Origin of the sequence: Bacillus infantis NRRL B-14911 (assembly GCF_000473245.1) — a bacterium.
In the GTDB taxonomy this organism is placed as follows: Bacteria; Bacillota; Bacilli; order Bacillales; family Cytobacillaceae; genus Bacillus_AB; species Bacillus_AB infantis.
In genome coordinates, this window is sequence record NC_022524.1 from 4169066 (window position 1) to 4185416 (window position 16351).

The window sequence follows — 16351 nt, forward strand, 5'->3', positions numbered from 1 at the left end:
CAGCTATATATTCGTCTAGTAATAACTAAAGTTATAAAAAAATCTTGCAGGAAAACATCAAAATATACAGAATATTGACAATAAAAGGAGATGATCATATGGAGCAGGCTGTCAAAGAAAAATGGATTTGCTCTCAATGCCAATCTGAAATTACTGACTACACGGAGTTTGTCGATAATGATGGAGTTTGTGATGATTGCTATAGCATCCCTTTGAAGAAGAGACGGGGGCTGGTTATTCGGTGACAGGTACCTTCCGATTTTTGTCGAAGTATGAAATGAAAATTGCATTCAAAAAGCCGGCTGAATTTTCTTCAGCCGGCTTTTATTTGGTGACAGGCACCTCCCGGATTTTGTCGAAACAACCGGAAGATGCCTTCTTACTTTTTTAGTTCATCATTTCTGCTTTTCGCAGGAATTCTGCAAGGATTTTTGCCATTTGGTCACGTTTGGTGTAACCGTTTGGATTGAATGTGGTTTTCGTCATTCCTGACATGATGCCTGATTGATAGACAGCCTCTGCACCTTCTTTTGCCCATGCTCCAAATTGGCTGGCATCTTTGAAGTCTGTCAGCTTTTTATTAGAATTCAGCTGCGACTTGTCAAACTCCAGGAAGCCCAGATCCATTGCTCTTGCGATCATAACGGCCGCCTGGGCACGTGTCAGCTTTTCGTTTGGCGCAAAAGTGCCATCCGGTTTGCCGCTGATAATGCCGAAGTGGACAGCTGCTGTCAGCTCTCCGTTTGCATTGAACCACTCATTTCCCTTAACATCCGAGAATTTCTTATCATACGCTTTTGCCGGGAGCCCTAAAGCCCTTACAAGCAGGACGGTGAATTCTGCCCGGGTGATTTCCTCCCCTGGTGCATACTTCTCATCTGTTTTCCCTTTAATAATGTATTTGGAAGCAAGAGTTTCAATATATTCCTCTGCCCAGCTTGACCGGTTAACATCCTGGAATGTTTTATCATTTTCAACGATTCCATATACGGAATTCGTCAGTGATTTGATCTTCGCTGTTTTACCGTCAAATACAGTTGGAACAGCTGTAAAGCTGCCATCCTGTTTAAATCTGACTGCAGTGGACTTGCGAGGATCAAATTCCTTGCTGCCCATAATCTCTTTTTCTGCAAACTTTTCAAATGCTGAAATGCTCTCTTTCTTATCTCCAGCATGTGCCTCAAGCTCAAACGCAAACGCATCTGACACAACCTGAGCATTTTTAGACGGTGCTGAAGCTTGATTAACAGACACTGTAATATAAACAGCATCTTCAGAGACTCCAAGCTTTTTGGCCAGGGCTGCAGTATCAATCTCTGATACAGGAATCCTGTAGATTGCACCGTCCGCCTGGATTTCTATAATGACATTTTTATTTTTTCGAACAGCTTCACTGAACAGCTTTGCCGGCAGCTGTGCCAGGACAGTTTCCCCTGAAGACGGCTTTTCCAGTTTCACTGCTATCATTTTTCTATCCGCTGAGATGGTATTTACGATCTCCGCTATCTTCTCGGAACGGATTTTTGTAATAACCTCCATTTTGCCGGATGGATTTTTTTGTCTGACTATTTCTGCAGCCCCTGCCGGAAGCTCGATGGTTCCAGGCTTCCCAGGTGCAGGCGGATTGGAAGGCTCATGATTGCCGCCAGGGTTTTCCTCTCCCTTTGCGCCTTCCTTGATGACCACTACTGTTAATGGATCCAGTGTCAGTTTTCCATCTGCAAGGGTAAAGCCGGACTTATCTTTAACAGCCTTAATTCCTGCTTCATCGTTATCGACAAGAACAGTCCCTTTCGAGAGATCCAGTTCTCCAAGCGTCAGGCTGCGGACTTTGCTGTCAGCATTCATGAACACATAATAGCTGCCAGTTTTGTCTGTTGATACATTTTTATATGCAATCAGCAGATCCTGATCCTTCATTTCAGGGAAACTAAGCAGGGAAACGTTTTTGTCTACAAGCTCTTTATCCCCAAGGCGGAAGGCGTTTGTTGATCTTCGCAGTTCAATCAGGCCTTCAGTGTATTCGCGTGTCATTGTATTTACTTTATAAGCTGATGCATTAGTGGCTTTCTGCCAGTCAAATTTGTTGATCGCATCAGATGAATCATAAGAATCATGGATAAAGTATCCAAACGGAACCCCATTTTCATCTGTCAGCTCATGGTATTTCTGCTCCGGCACTCCTTCAGCGAGCCATTGCTTTGTCCGGCCGTATTCCTGGCCGGCATGCAGGAAGGCAGTTCCCTGCGAGGTCAGGATCAGCGAGTTGCCGAGGCGGATCCGCTTATGGATTTCCAGATTATTTTCCGGGATGGCCGGGTCTTTTTTAATAGACTGGGCGATTACATCATACAACGGCAGATTATCGTGCGCTTCAATATACTGGACCATGTCGCCTGGATCATCATCTGCAGTGTTGGACGGCTGACCTTTGATATTATTGAAAATAACACCCAGATCACGAGCACCGCCTGTGATGAATCTCGGCTCCCCTTCCGAACCGAATCCGGATTTCAGCTCATTGCGGATTTCATCAGAGAACACACCAACATCATCGGTCTTATCCATCCAATCCTGATCTGCCCCCATTCCTTCAAGAGCCGGGTCAGCAAGATGACCTGCAAATGTCCGCCAGCCTTCGCCGATGAACAGGGCATCCGGATTGATTGCGGCAGCTGCATCATAGGCATTCTGGATGGACGGATAGGTTGCATCCCCCATCATGTCGAAACGCATGCCATCAATCTTGTATTCGTCAAACCAGTATTTCACTGAATCTACCATCAGCTTTTCAGCCATTGTATGGCTTGTTGCCAGGTTATTGCCGAACCCTCCAAGGAAATTGCCTTTGGCATCCTGGAAAGCATAGTAGTTTGGCACAATATCATTGAGCGTGCTTGCTTTGGCCATGTGAGTGTAAACAACGTCAAGGACCACACCCATGCCGGCATCGTGGATTGCGTCAATCAATTCCTTTAGTTCCTTCACACGCAGCTCAGCGTCTTCAGGATTTTCCGAGTAAGCCCCGTCAGGAGAGAAATAGCTGTGCGGGTCATAGCCCCAGTTATACTCGTTTCCTCCTGCTGAATATTCCATTTCCCTCTCCCCCATTTGGGTTTCATCGCCAAAATACCAGGCCATGACAGGCAGAAGCTGGACGTGTGTCACACCAGTCGACTTAATATAATCTAGCTTGTCGATGAATGCTTTATAAGAACCCCATCTTGAGTTCAAATCGGCTTCAATCGAAGGATCGGAAGTGAAATCGCGGACATGGACTTCATAGATGATGGCATCCTCGCGCTTTTCATATCCTTTGATGCTGGCATGGTCAAAGCCGTTCGGATCTGTTCCCTTCAGATCGATGATTGCTGCTTTTCCGACATCATCTCCGTCCGGACCCGCTTCCCCTTTCGTGTTGACGGTAAAAGCAGCCATCGACTTCGCATAAGGATCCAGCACCTTTTTCGTTACTCCGTTATTGGTTACTTCATATTGGTAGTAATACCCTTTAAGATCATCTACATTAAGCTCGGAAGGCTGGATTTCTTTTGACCAGACGCCCTTATCGCCAAGTTCCAGGTCTACACTGCCCATCAGCTTTGCAGCATCTTTTTTATCATAGAAATTGGCCGTAACCTTGCTTGCTGTCGGCGCCCACAGTTTCAGCACCGCTCTGCCGTTTTTGTAGGTGGCTCCAAGGTCATCGCCATCATAGCTGTACAGCTTATCAAGCATCCGCCAGCCTGATGAAGCAGAAACTGTGCGGCCGGAATAGGTTACGGAAAGCGGCAGTTTCTCAAGATCGAATACTGCTTTAACTTCAGCCGTTTTATCACCAGTAATCTTTGCACTTGTAATGGATATTTCTTTACCGTCCTTATCAGTGATAGATAAGCCGGCTTTCAATCCGTCTGCAGTCAATCCTTCTGTCATGGTAAAGTTCAATAGAATTGTTTCTTCTGAGATGACTTCTGCAGAGGTCATCCCTGATGCCACATCTCCATATGGGGAAATATAGACCACATCGTCTCCCTGCTTGATCCAAAGCTGACTATATTTATCCAGCAGGTTGAAGGTCTTATCACCGGCATCCTTTTCCCCAGTGCTTTCGTTCACGATAAGGAAGCCCAGTTCCTTGCCATCTTCATTCAGTTCGATGTCAGCATACGCCCCGTACCGGTCTGTTCCGGTAAAATCAGCCGCGCCAGCTGGCCAATTATCAGAAGGAGCTGCTGAATCGCCCCAGTGCCATAGTCCGAAATCATCATAGTCCCCGTTGTCACGGGTATAATGGATGCGGACGGTGTTGTCCGGAAGATCGACAGGTTCATAGGTATACACCTGATCAGATCCCTGCTTTATCCAGATTTCATTCATCTCCGGCGAGGAAATGGTCAAGCTTTTATCGCCGCCGTCCTTGCCTGCATCCCCTTTGGACACATCCATGATCAGGAAGCCGATATTTTTGGCTCCTTCAGCAAGCGGTACATCAATATAGGCACCATAGCTGTCTTTCTTTTCAAACATGGTTGCGCCGACCGGCCAATTGGCTGACGGGGACTTCACGTCATTCCAGAGCCATGCCCCGTAGTTTTCATAGCTGCCGTCGGCACGGTTATAGTGGATGCGGACAGAGTTCTCAGGAATCGGCTCGATTTCAGGTTCCTCGCCCTCTTCCCCGCTTTGAAGCGATGCCCCTGTGATGCTGCCGTTATCCACGGTCAGCAGGACAGTGCCGCCATCTGAGTTGGCCGGGATTGTCAGAATAACTTCTCCAGCTTCAGTAGTTTGATAGTTTTGATCAGAATAATGGTCTGTTACTGTGGCTGCTTTTGAATCAACAGCCAGCTTAATGGTTTTTGCCTTATCCGCTGTGTTCAGGCCGGCATAAACGGTCTGTCCCCCATAGCTGCGGGCAAACAGCAGGAATTGCTCCTTGTCAGAGCCGCCAGTCACTGTCCGGTCACCTTTGGCAAAAACCTTGGAATGGTCCTTCCTGAAGTTAAGGATCTTTTTATAATGCTCGAGCATGTCATTATCTTCCACTCTATCCCATGCAAAATCGTAGCGGTTATCATACTGAGGATAGTTGTTGGCGCCTGTCTGTCCAAGCTCCTCCCCATAATAGATAACAGGCTGGCCTTTTGCCGTTGCCTGCAGGGAGGCTGCTACCTTCATTTTGCCCTTATCACCGCCGAGTGAATGCAGGAAACCGTCCTCGTCATGGCTGCTTAAAAACTGGCCCAGTGTTGCGGTGTTATCTACTTTTGCATTCCGGGCAGCAAGGGCATCATTGGCGGCCTTGAGCTTGCCATTCACAAAATTGCGGGCTGTTTCTTTGAAGCCGAAGTCCAGCAGGGAATCCATCATTCCGGAATCGAGGTAGCCAAGATTATTATCTGCACTTGCTCCCCATGCTTCACCGATCATTTTGAATGCCGGCATTTTTTCGGTGAGCGCATTTTTGAAGCTCATCCAGGTGGCGTCCTCCACATGCTTGACGGTATCCACACGGAAATAATCGATTGTATTGCCGTCTGCCGTTGTTGCTTTTTCAATCCAGTCTGTCTGCCAGTCGATGATCTGCTTTCGGACAGCAGGATCCTCTGTTTTAATATCCGGCAGGCTGGACAGCTCGCCAACCACTTCATCGCTGCCCACATTACCCTGGCGGACGATATCCTTGAAGCGGCTCCGGTCTCCATCATCCGGGTAGCCTGGCGGAGGGTTTTCTTTGCCGGCATCCAGTTCTTTGAGGCCGTATCCGGTATGGTTCAATACAACATCCACCATGATTTTAATGCCGCGCTCATGGGCTTCGTCGATGAGGGTATGGAAGTCCTCCATCGTGCCGAAATGAGGATTCAGCTTGCTGAAATTTTCCGCCCAGTAGCCATGGTAGGCATAATATGGCTCGCCATCGGCCTCACTGTCACGGACATCATATTGAATATTTTCCACGACCGGAGAGATCCAGATCGTATTGACGCCAAGCTCATCAAGGTAGTCCAGCTTTTCTGTTACCCCTTTGAAATCACCGCCCTGATAGGCGCCGCGGGAATCGTCATAATTCAGTCCGTATGGATCATTGTTGGAGGAATTGCCGTCAAAGAAACGGTCTGTCAGCATAAAGTAGATGACTGACTCATCCCAGTCAAAATCACCTTCACCGGCAGATTGGCGTGTTTTGATTTCGATTTCGGCATTCCCGCTATATTCATTGCCATAAGAATCCACTGCTGTAACAGGAATCTTTTTCACACCTGCAGTAGTGCTGTCATCTGCAGCAATGGTGATTTTGCCGAGTGAAGGGTCAATTTCCAGCTGATCAGGCCCTCCCAAAGAGGAAGTATCAGCGAGAATTTTAGTAATCTTTACCTCGTCAGTCTGTCCTGCTATATCTACACTCAGAACAGCATTTTGGCTATAATCAATGGCTGCTGGCCTGGTTGAGGCAGATACAGTCAAGTCAGCCTGCTGAAAGTCGATGGCAGAGATGCCGTCCTTGGTGTTATAAGGATCTGTAACCTCTATGGTTTTGCCGTCTTTTGTAACAAGATAAGAGTACTCATGCTTCCCGTTCGGGATATTCTCGTATGTAAGCATGAATCGCTCGTTTTCCGGCTCATACACCATCTCTTGTGTTTCACCGTTGAATTTGAGTTCAACTTTTTCAATAGAATTCATGCTGTCATTGGCAAAAAGCTCTTTATCGCGGTAATAAAAAGTGGCATTGCCTTTATTGATGACAGGCGCTGATCCGTCCGGGACAATCCGGATCTTTTCCACACCGCTCGTGATGTATGCTTTTGTCAAACTGTCATTTTTGTTCACAGTAATGAAGCGGTCGCCAAATTCCTTTTCCGCAGTATTCCAGTTCTCTGTGCTGCGGAGAACAAAGCCGAACTGCTTCGTTTCAGGGGCAACAGCAATATTGACGGTCGCCTTCCCGTTTTCATAGGATTGGAAATTGATCTGGTCATCCTTCACGCCTGTGTTCCAGGCCCAGATATTCCAGCCCTCATAGGCTTTGTCATCGCGGATATAAGTAAAACGGACCTGCCGTTCAGAGGTTTGTGCTGCTTCAGGGGTATCGGATGCTTCTGTTTCAGCTGCTGCCGCACGTGCCGGCATAAATGGCAGCCACAGGCTTAATAGCATAATGGCCGACAGGAAGATGGACAGTTGGCGTCGGTTTTTTTGCATGAATTGCTTTCCTCCTTTTGGTTGGTTGGATAGGATAAACTTTGTTCGGGGAAGCCTCCTTTCTGTCGGAGATGGCCCTGCAGCGCGGATTGCGAAAGCGTTTGCACAAATTTGCACAACTAAATGACTGTAACCGTTTGCAAAATATAGGATGAAATGACTAAAAATGTGCGTGATATGAAAAGACAGCTTGTGCAACCGCTTGCAGTTCGTAAGCAAATTTTACAATAATTTTCAGAAAACGGCAACAGCAAAGTGAGCAGGGGGGCGGTTTAGGCCAGGGGGTCAGACCCCTTAGCCCATTAACGCAAATAAAAAAGGAACAAGGGGGCTGTCCCCTCATCCCTTCTACTGCCTTCTCAATTGAAATAAGTATGCTGCAGATACGACGATTTGTGGACCGGGGGGTCAGACCCCTTGGCCCATTAATGTAAATAAAAAAGGAACAAGGGGGCTGTCCCCTCATTCCGTCTACTGCCTTCTCAATTGAAATAAGTATGCTGCAGATAAGACGCTTTGCAGCAGGAAGATCAGCAGTATATAGAAGATAAAATAATCCTGGTGCATGATCTTCGTGATGGCTGAGAGAAAGAATCCCAGCATGACACCGGCTGTCAGGAGCTTGTAGGAAAGAGACATGACCTTCAGCTGGATCACCTGTCCCCTCTCATCCTTGGATTCACTGTCTTTCTCAAACCTGGCTTTATAGGCCTCCGACAAAATGACACAGACAACAAGTACGACAATCGAAGCATTGAGCATTGAAAACATCTTATTCCTCCTTGTAATCAAAAACGTCCATGATTGGTTTGTCTACTGCCTTTGCAATCTTAATGGCCAAAATCAGAGAGGGATTGTATCTGTTTTTTTCAATGGAAAGGATTGTCTGCCGGCTGACCCCGACTGCATCTGCCAGCTCCTGCTGCGTCATTTTCTTTTCCGCTCTGTACACAGAGATTTTATTATCAAGCATTTTCATCCGCCCTTTTGGTAAGCCATTGAGTGAATTGTAAAATATTCCTTACAAAGTGTAAAGTATTTTTTACAAAAAGTAAGAAATTAATTACATATATAGATGCATAGTCATGCTTAATTTGAGAACGGGTGACAATGGGCATGATCTTTCTATACACCTGATAGGACGAACTATTCAATTATTTCGAAATGCGAAATATTCGACACTCTTCATTTCATTCCTACAAAACTAGACCTGTGCGTGGTTCATATTTCGACAAGGTGACGGCGGCTTGTCGATTTACAATAGTCTTTGTAAGAAAAGCGAAGGAGAGTGACAGGATGAAGGTAAAAAAATGGATTGCAGGATTAAGTACAGCAGTGGTTTTATGTGCGGGGGCTGGAGGCACAGCTATTGCGGCCCAATCTCCTGACAGCGGCAAGGCAGGACAGTATGAGGCCAGCTCTATGGCTGGATTTACTGACTATGCCGAAATGGTAAACAAGCTCCAGCAGATTGAGAAGAGCAGCCAGGGCAAAGTGTCGTTATCGGTTGTCGGCCAATCCAATCAGGGACGGGACATTTACCAGGCACGAGTTGGTACAGGGGAAAAAGTGGTACTGATTGAAAGCGAAATTCACGGCAATGAAAAGACGGGCACAGAGGCACTGTTAAAAATCCTTCAGTATCTCGGATCCAGCAATTCACCGGAAGCGAGGCAGATCCGTGAAAATGTCACTTTAGTGGTGCTGCCAAAAATCAACCCTGACGCTTCTGAGCTTGACCGCCGCGGAAATGATATGTCCTGGGAGGAAGCTGTGCAGGATTTCCCTCAGCTTGCAGCAGCCGCAAAGCCAGCATGGAATTATTATGCCTCAGGCACAATCCAGGAGCGAAATTACACCGGACAGCCCGGGTTTGATGTGAACCGCGACTTCAACCCTGACTTGGATTACGTACCGCAGGCCGGAGATTTCCCTGGCAGGTCAAGCGAACCCGGCTGGTACATAACACCGGAATCCCAAACCGTAAGGGATGTGTATAAAGCATTAAAGGCCGAGTTTGGGAAGGTTGATGTCTTCGTTGATCTTCACCATCAAGGACAATACTATGTAGAAGGAACGGACGACATCGTCACGATGTCCTTGTCAGGCGAGTTTGTGCCTGATCCAAATACATCTGCGGGAGCCAAATATGCGGAATATGCAGATCAATATAATGTTGAGTATTCAAAGCAGCTGAATCTAGCAGCTTATAATGCCCTTCAATCAATCGGCAGCTCGCCGTTCAATAACATCACCCTCTATCAGCAGAACCTCGACCTCCCAGGCACTGCATTGGGAAGCTTCGCCCTTAACGGAAGCGGCACGGTCCTATTCGAGGTCAGGGGCCAGTCCCATACACTGGGACAAAAGAAAAAGGGACAGCTTGTGAAGGCGGTTGAAACCGGCTTGAATGCTATTATTGAAGGAGTTGCGGACGGCTCGGTGGAGAATCTGGATGCTGATGAGTATAACGAGATTCCGAAGACCGCTTATGAGCCAGGTCTGTAAAGGATAAAAAAAGACTCCATCCTGGATCCCCGGCAGGATGGAGGTTTTTAATTCTATTAGTTACAGTTATATGTCATTAAACGCTGGCCCACATAAATCTTATTCGGATCCGAAATATTATTTAAGGATGCAAGATAGGAAGCCGTCACCCCATACTTAGCGGCAATTTCAGAAAGAGTGTCTCCTGACTTCACATAATAATAGACCGGGCCAAAGCAGCCTGGAGGCGCGGCTTCAGCAGTGGAAGTGCCTACAGTGCCGAATCCCCCCAGAATCCCTAAAGACATAGCAGACGCTAATACAATTTTCCCAAGCTTTTTCATTGAAATCTCCTCCTAATATAGTTTCGGTTCTTCCTTTCAAAACTATCAAATATTGGAAGGAGCAACAATAGGGTTGACCTTGGGAAAACTTACGGAAATCTTGTTATGATAACTTAGGGCTTATGGGGTGTTTATTTAAAGGCTGATCTAATTTAAGAATACGAGGTTCTTTATTGCGTAACCTACTCGCAACAGGAGTTGGCCTAACGTTCTTTATAGCAATTCCTGCTTGGGAAAATCAGAAGATGATAGTATCTTTTAGCAAAAAAAAGAGGAACAAGTACCTGTCCCCCTTCCTTATACCGCCTTAGACTGTATCATAAACCTTCTCTCACCGTCCCACCATGCTACCCTGAGCTCAGGGTATTGAGAGGATATTAGAATGGCCTCTTCTACATTCGCCGTCACCACATGGGTAAAGCCGAGTGAAATCGCCATTTTCCCTTTATCAATATGACCTGCGGCAATCCCATCGCCTTCGCGGACAAAGGAATAGAGCTGTTCATCCCAAAGGGTTCTCTCAAATTGATGATCGGCGATATTTTCTGATCTAGAAACGCTGCTTTCCGCTGGATTAAGCCTGAATCTTTCCCACGGCAAAATGAAGCGGGCATTTTCTTCCGTTGTTTCAAAGCAGAAAAAGTCAGGCACTGATGCTGATTTCGAATCCTTGCAGATTACCAGTGTTTTTACTTCCATTCCTTGTTTTATTAAAAACTCTTTGCTGTTAATCAGCGTATTTCCCATTCCGGCAAAGTCTTCAACAAGGAGGACTTTCTTAAGGCCCGGAGCCTGCCCTTTCCACTCTGCCGACTCGCTGCTGCGGTCATAGGTCAAAAAATAATAAGGAAGCCCCGTCAGGAAAGCCAGGTGAAAGCCAGGAAAAGATCCGCCCCGCAAAATAATCACAAGCCCGTCAAAGCCCTCTCTTTTTATCTCATCCGCCATAGAATCAAGCGAAAGGGAAATCTGATTATAATCAAGATATATATTTTTCATTTATCTAACCTCTTTTAGAAAAACTCAATAACCGGGAAAACTGCTTAAAGCTTTGCCTGTGTCATTATATTATAAAAAAAGAGGAAGGGTAAATGGCAAGATTTGATTGAATCCTTTTGGGGGAGGTGTGCGCCGGTTACTTAGAAACCTTTATTTGTTCTGGCTCATACTTTTTTGCTGCCTGCTTTGGCCGGCAGCAGACTTTATTAAACTATAGACAAGCAGGGCAAGGGAGATGCCTCCGCAGTCCACCATCACATCCAGGAGCAGCCCGCTCCTCATAAAGTATAGCTGCAGGAATTCTGTTGCCAGCGCATATATGGCTGCAATGATAGCTGAATATGCTTGGGGGATGAGGCTCAGCAGCCCGCCAGTCAACATGAAAAAGGCAAGAGCATGCCCAGCCTTCTGGTAAGCAAAATTCTTATCAGCACCGGATGGCCAAGGCAGCAGCAGTTCTTCAAACGAAGGGTTCCCCTGCCATTCAAAATGAACTTCTCCTGATTTTCTTAATTCAGCAAAACTGCTCGAACAAGTACAAACAAATATAAAGGCACTCATCATAATCACAAAGAGAATCCTCAAAATAGCGCACCGCCTTAGTTTCTTTAAGAACAGTCTCGTCCATGAGGAAATAAACTATACAGCGTAGATCCCCGTGTCAGGCACCGCTCGTGGACAAATATAGGAAAAGTGTCTTTTCGCGGTGCCTGACACGGAATATCAAGAAGGGGCAGCCGCCGCTGCCCCCTCTCTTTATATCATTTGCTAAAATTTATACTTTCTCTTTGCTCCCCCAGCAAAATTGAAGTCTGCCTTGGGCTTGTCTGCGCAATGATCCTGCCGTTTCGGATAGAATAAAGGACCGCTGCCTGCTTGCGGATGGCTTCATACTCATTTTCAGCGTCAAGGACAATGAAGCTGGCCGGTTTTCCGGCTTCTATACCGTAGCTGTCTTCGATATGAAGCGTCCTGGCGCTGTTATCGGTAATCAAGTCAAAGGAACGGACAATTTCTTCGTAGCCCATGAGCTGGGATACGTGGATGCCCATATGGAGAACCTGAAGCATATTGCCTGTTCCGAGCGGATACCACGGATCAAAGATATCATCATGGCCGAAGCTCACATTCATTCCCGCTTCGAGAAGCTCCTTCACTCTTGTGATGCCTCTCCGCTTTGGATATGTATCAAAACGGCCTTGAAGATGGATATTCACAAGGGGGTTAGCCACAAAGTTTATTTCCGACATCTTCAGCAGCCTGAAGAGCTTGTAGGCATAAGCATCATTATAGGAGCCCATCGCCGTTGTATGGCTGGCCGTCACCTTGCTGCCGAACCCCCGCTCATATGCTTCCGCTGCTACCACCTCAACAAACCGTGATTGCTCATCATCGATTTCGTCGCAGTGAATGTCTACTAGACGGTCATATTTTTCCGCAAGGTCAAATGCAATTTTCATAGAAGATACACCATATTCTCTCGTAAACTCAAAGTGCGGGATGCCGCCGACCACGTCTGCACCCATTTTCAGCGCTTCTTCCATCAGCTCTGCCCCGCTTGGATAAGAAAGGATCCCCTCCTGCGGAAAAGCAACCAGCTGCAGATCAACATGGGAAGACATTTCTTCTTTTACTTCCAGGAGCGCCTTTAGCGCCGTCAAGGTTGGATCCGTCACATCCACATGTGTGCGGACATGCTGGATTCCCTGTGCGATCTGCCACTTGAGCGCTTTTTTAGCCCGCTCCTTTACATCCTCATGTGTCAAAGTTTCCTTGCGCTGAGACCATCTTTGGATCCCCTCGATCAATGTTCCGCTCTGATTCCATTCAGGCTCGCCTGCTGTAAGTGTTGTATCCAGATGGATATGCGGCTCAATGAACGGAGCTGAAACGAGCGCCCCTTTTACATCAAGCTCCTCACCTTGCCAGTCTGATACATCTCCCTGCGACAATTCCGTAATCTTTTCGTCTCTTACTGTTATATTCCAAAGCCCATCCTTACCTCTAAGCTTCGCATTTTTAATTAACATCATTTAGCTCACCTTTTCCATTTCTGTTATTGTGCCTGTGTTTGCCGTGAGAGCTGCAAGCTTGGTGATGACGACGAATGTGATTGCCGCCCCAAGCAGTGCATTGACCGGAGGAATTCCCGGGATGAAATTCGCAGCAGCCACACCTGCTCCCCATGCGATCATGGCCGGCCAGTTGACAGCTTTGAATCTCATTTGCTCAAACTTCTTATATTTTCCTCTGTTGATGATAAAATAATCCGCCAGAATGATGGCTCCCACCGGCGGCAGAGCTGCCCCAAGGATGGTCAGCCATCCAACGAAGTTATTGTAAAGCCACATCGCCAGGATCGTACCGACGATTCCGTTAAAAATGACAACCTTGCTTTTCGAGATTTTCGTGATGCTTGAGAAGCCGAGGCCAGAAGCATACAGCGCATTATCATTGGTTGTCCAGATATTAAGCCCGAGCACCAGGATGGCCGGGAGGATCAATTTTTGAATGAACATCACTTCGGAAATATCTGATTGGCCAGTTGCGATTGCGCCGATAGCACCGAAGATGAACATGAGTGAATTTCCGATAAAGAAGGCAATTACAGTCGTAATGACTGCTGACCGCTTCTTGTTGGCAAAGCGGGCAAAGTCAGGCGTAAGCGTTCCCGCACTGATAAAAGAACCCACACAGATCGTTAATGCTGCAGCAAGCCCGATTGCTTCTGTCGGCTGATACTGCATAAGGCCGTCAAGCCCTCCGACCGTTTCCGTTGCCTTGAACACTGAAAAGCTGCCAAGAATGGTGATGAGCGGAACCGCGATAAAGCTCAAGATCGCCAGTGCCTTCATTCCAAAAAACGCCGTCGCCGTCATCAGGACGCCGGCAATCGCAATCAGCAGATACGCATCAAGCCCAGTCACCTTCTGGACAGGAAGAGCAAACATCGCCACACCGACGCCAAACCAGCCAACCTGGGTCGCTGCCAGTAAGAATGAAGAAAGATAAGAACCTTTTTCACCGAATGCATAGCGCGTCAGAAGATGGGTGGATAAGCCCGTCTTCGCCGCGATGTAAGCGAGCGCTCCAGTATAAGCGCCAAGTATCAGGTTCCCTGCCAGCACGATACCGATAAACTGCATAAAAGTCAGCCCTGAACCAAGCGTTCCGCCTGACCACATGCTCGCCGAGAAAAATGTCAGCCCCAGCATCACCACAAGCATCCTCCAAAAACCGCTGCGGTGTTTCTGCGGAACCGCACTCAGTGAAAAATCCAAATCTACCTTTTTCATTTCCATTCCTCCTATAAGTTTCAATAGTGTTGAAACTGGTACCGAAGGAGCCTTCGATGGATAAGAAGCTGGAACGAAAAAAGCTTCTCGCCGTTTCCGACAAGAAGCCTTTTTCCTCATGAAAAACCAGCGGGCAGGATACACCTCACCCAATGATTCTCATAATTTCCGCTGTCCTTGCCAGCCTCACGGGACTGAATTAAAGGTACCAGTATTTAATTGGTTATTATTATTGCAGAAAAATTGGGGGATGTCAAATGGGGGAGGAGCGGTGCGGTCCTGGCAGATATTAGAGTCATTTTAAAAAATGGGACTTTCCACAGAATATTTGACAACTCCGCCAGACTGTAGGTTGCTAAATCGGAAGAGAGTTTAATTTTCAGCATTGAAATAGTATAAAAACCTCCCCTATACATGGGGCATTTTTCATTAACTAGGCTTTGGTTATATATGATTCTATCCAAATTTACTATATTTCTCCCTATATGGCTCATTATTCTACCTATATATTTAATTATTCATTCCAAAATCAGCGTTATTCTTTCCTGATTACATTTAATGGTATTCCCACAAGCCGAAGCAGCATTTTGTCTCAACAGGCACAATGACAGAGTCATTCTAAAAAATAAACTTAATTAAAGACTTATTAAAGACATTTCTTTAAATAGGAGTGAGCTATAGAATATATAAATAAGAGGTTCCGAATATTCAGTCAATATAGAACCTCTACTTTGCTGAAAGGAGGAATTTCACTGATGGAAACCGGAGTCACCAAAAGCAAATCAGCTCCTGCACAGGGACTGGAGAAAAAGAAGGGATTCTTAAATCAGCTCGGGCCTGCCTTTATTACTTCGGCCTTAGTTCTCGGACCCGGAAGCCTGACCCTTTCTTCTAAAATCGGAGCCATTTACGGAATGCAGCTCATCTGGGCTCTGGTGATTGTAGTGATTTTCATGATGATCTTCACAGAAATGAGCACAAGGATTGGATTGGCAGCCAATGAGTCTTTCATCCAGGTAATGAAAAAGAAATGGGGCAGGACAGCTTCCCTTTTGATTGGCATAGGAGCTTTTCTTGTTACTGCTTCTTTTCAGGCAGGCAATGCGCTCGGTTCAGGGCTGGCTGTATCAAGTGTCACCGGCACGTCTGCCAGCCTTTGGATCATAATTGTCACACTGCTCGGAGTTGCTTTTTTATTTTCCAAGAATTTTTATCAAATCCTTGAGAAACTTATGCTCGGGCTTGTAGTGCTGATGCTGGTCTCATTTGCAATCACTTTAATTCTCGTAAAGCCTTCTTTTACTGAAATGCTTGCAGGCTTTGTCCCTATTATTCCTGATGGCTCCCTCCCGCTGATTATTGCGATAACAGCAACTAGCTTTTCTATCGTTGGAGCCTGTTATCAATCATATCTAGTACAGGAAAAAGGCTGGAAGCTGGAACATCGTTCTTCAGGCATGAGGGAGACGTACTTGGGCATCTTTATTCTGGGCCTGATATCCCTTATGATCATGCTTTGTGCAGCAGCCATTTTGAAGCCGCAGGGAATTGTAGTTAATTCAGTCTCTGATATGGGCCTTGCCTTGGAACCGCTATATGGAAACTGGGCAGCTATTCTCTTTATGCTTGGGCTTTTTGGCGCCTCTTTTTCCTCACTGATGGGGAATGCAACTATTGGAGGTGCTTTGCTATCAGATGGCCTTGGACTCGGAAGCAAGCTGACCTCTAAATCAGTAAAGGGCTTTATTATTCTAGTCATGGCTTTTGGATCGCTTGTTGGCATCATCTTTGGGTCTGCACCAGTGAATATGATTATATTCGCTCAGGCCATCACCATTGTGATAGTTCCATTCATTGCAATAGCAATCCTTTCGGTAGCGAATGATGAAAAGATTATGGGTTCAATGAAGAATACGCTTTGGAAAAATGTTTTGGGCATTGCTGGTTTGGCCGTCCTGATTCTATTGGCGATCAACAACATTATCACAATCTTTTTTAAATAAATGAGGTGAAGGA

Annotated in this window: 10 protein-coding genes; 2 read left to right on the forward strand and 8 right to left on the reverse strand. The window is 46.4% G+C overall.

Translation table 11 applies throughout. From position 1 onward, the window contains the following. Nucleotides 1-387: 387 nt before the first annotated feature. From N288_RS20880 to N288_RS20890, 3 genes are all read right to left on the reverse strand, one after another. A complete protein-coding gene (locus tag N288_RS20880) occupies nt 388-7209 on the reverse strand; it encodes a pullulanase (protein WP_022544431.1) in 6822 nt (2273 codons plus the stop codon). 471 nt (nt 7210-7680) lie between these two features. Next, on the reverse strand, nt 7681-7980 hold the full coding sequence (locus tag N288_RS20885; protein WP_009792884.1) for a hypothetical protein: 300 nt from the start codon (nt 7978-7980) through the stop codon (nt 7681-7683). Nucleotide 7981: 1 nt separating this feature from the next. Further along, nucleotides 7982-8182 (reverse strand): helix-turn-helix transcriptional regulator, encoded by a 201-nt coding sequence (locus tag N288_RS20890; RefSeq protein ID WP_022544432.1) that lies wholly within the window; start codon nt 8180-8182, stop codon nt 7982-7984. Between the two features lie 323 nt (nt 8183-8505). Between N288_RS20890 and N288_RS20895 the strand changes: the two genes are divergently transcribed. Continuing rightward, nucleotides 8506-9717, forward strand: coding sequence for a M14 family zinc carboxypeptidase (locus tag N288_RS20895; protein ID WP_009792882.1), 1212 nt, complete (start codon nt 8506-8508; stop codon nt 9715-9717). 56 nt (nt 9718-9773) lie between these two features. Here N288_RS20895 and N288_RS25900 read toward each other — a convergent pair whose 3' ends face one another. The 5 genes from N288_RS25900 to codB form a co-directional block, all read right to left on the reverse strand. Continuing rightward, nucleotides 9774-10040, reverse strand: coding sequence for a LysM peptidoglycan-binding domain-containing protein (locus tag N288_RS25900; RefSeq protein WP_009792881.1), 267 nt, complete (start codon nt 10038-10040; stop codon nt 9774-9776). Nucleotides 10041-10337: 297 nt separating this feature from the next. Next, on the reverse strand, nt 10338-11039 hold the full coding sequence (locus N288_RS24405) for a phosphoribosyltransferase (RefSeq protein ID WP_009792880.1): 702 nt from the start codon (nt 11037-11039) through the stop codon (nt 10338-10340). Between the two features lie 150 nt (nt 11040-11189). Beyond that, nucleotides 11190-11603: a VanZ family protein gene (locus N288_RS24410; RefSeq protein WP_009792879.1), complete on the reverse strand. Its 414-nt coding sequence runs from the start codon at nt 11601-11603 to the stop codon at nt 11190-11192. Between the two features lie 197 nt (nt 11604-11800). Further along, nucleotides 11801-13069, reverse strand: coding sequence for a cytosine deaminase (locus tag N288_RS20915; protein ID WP_035402130.1), 1269 nt, complete (start codon nt 13067-13069; stop codon nt 11801-11803). 3 nt (nt 13070-13072) lie between these two features. After that, nucleotides 13073-14335 carry a cytosine permease gene (gene codB, locus N288_RS20920; RefSeq protein WP_022544434.1) on the reverse strand — a complete coding sequence of 421 codons (1263 nt, stop codon included), beginning with the start codon at nt 14333-14335 and terminating at the stop codon, nt 13073-13075. A gap of 755 nt (nt 14336-15090) precedes the next feature. On the opposite strand from codB, the gene N288_RS20925 reads away from it, so the two are divergent. Then, nucleotides 15091-16338, forward strand: a complete 1248-nt coding sequence (locus tag N288_RS20925) for an Nramp family divalent metal transporter (RefSeq protein WP_022544435.1) — start codon at nt 15091-15093, stop codon at nt 16336-16338. Nucleotides 16339-16351: the final 13 nt, after the last annotated feature.

Excerpts from the sequence above, each read along its gene's own strand:
- N288_RS20890 (WP_022544432.1), bottom strand. The coding sequence starts at position 8,182 with ATGCTTGATAATAAAATCTCTGTGTACAGAGCGGAAAAGAAAATGACG.
- N288_RS20895 (WP_009792882.1), top strand. The coding sequence starts at position 8,506 with ATGAAGGTAAAAAAATGGATTGCAGGATTAAGTACAGCAGTGGTTTTA.
- N288_RS20885 (WP_009792884.1), bottom strand. The coding sequence starts at position 7,980 with ATGTTTTCAATGCTCAATGCTTCGATTGTCGTACTTGTTGTCTGTGTC.
- N288_RS24410 (WP_009792879.1), bottom strand. The coding sequence starts at position 11,603 with ATGATGAGTGCCTTTATATTTGTTTGTACTTGTTCGAGCAGTTTTGCT.
- N288_RS25900 (WP_009792881.1), bottom strand. The coding sequence starts at position 10,040 with ATGAAAAAGCTTGGGAAAATTGTATTAGCGTCTGCTATGTCTTTAGGG.
- N288_RS20915 (WP_035402130.1), bottom strand. The coding sequence starts at position 13,069 with ATGTTAATTAAAAATGCGAAGCTTAGAGGTAAGGATGGGCTTTGGAAT.
- N288_RS20925 (WP_022544435.1), top strand. The coding sequence starts at position 15,091 with ATGGAAACCGGAGTCACCAAAAGCAAATCAGCTCCTGCACAGGGACTG.
- N288_RS24405 (WP_009792880.1), bottom strand. The coding sequence starts at position 11,039 with ATGAAAAATATATATCTTGATTATAATCAGATTTCCCTTTCGCTTGAT.
- codB (WP_022544434.1), bottom strand. The coding sequence starts at position 14,335 with ATGAAAAAGGTAGATTTGGATTTTTCACTGAGTGCGGTTCCGCAGAAA.
- N288_RS20880 (WP_022544431.1), bottom strand. The coding sequence starts at position 7,209 with ATGCAAAAAAACCGACGCCAACTGTCCATCTTCCTGTCGGCCATTATG.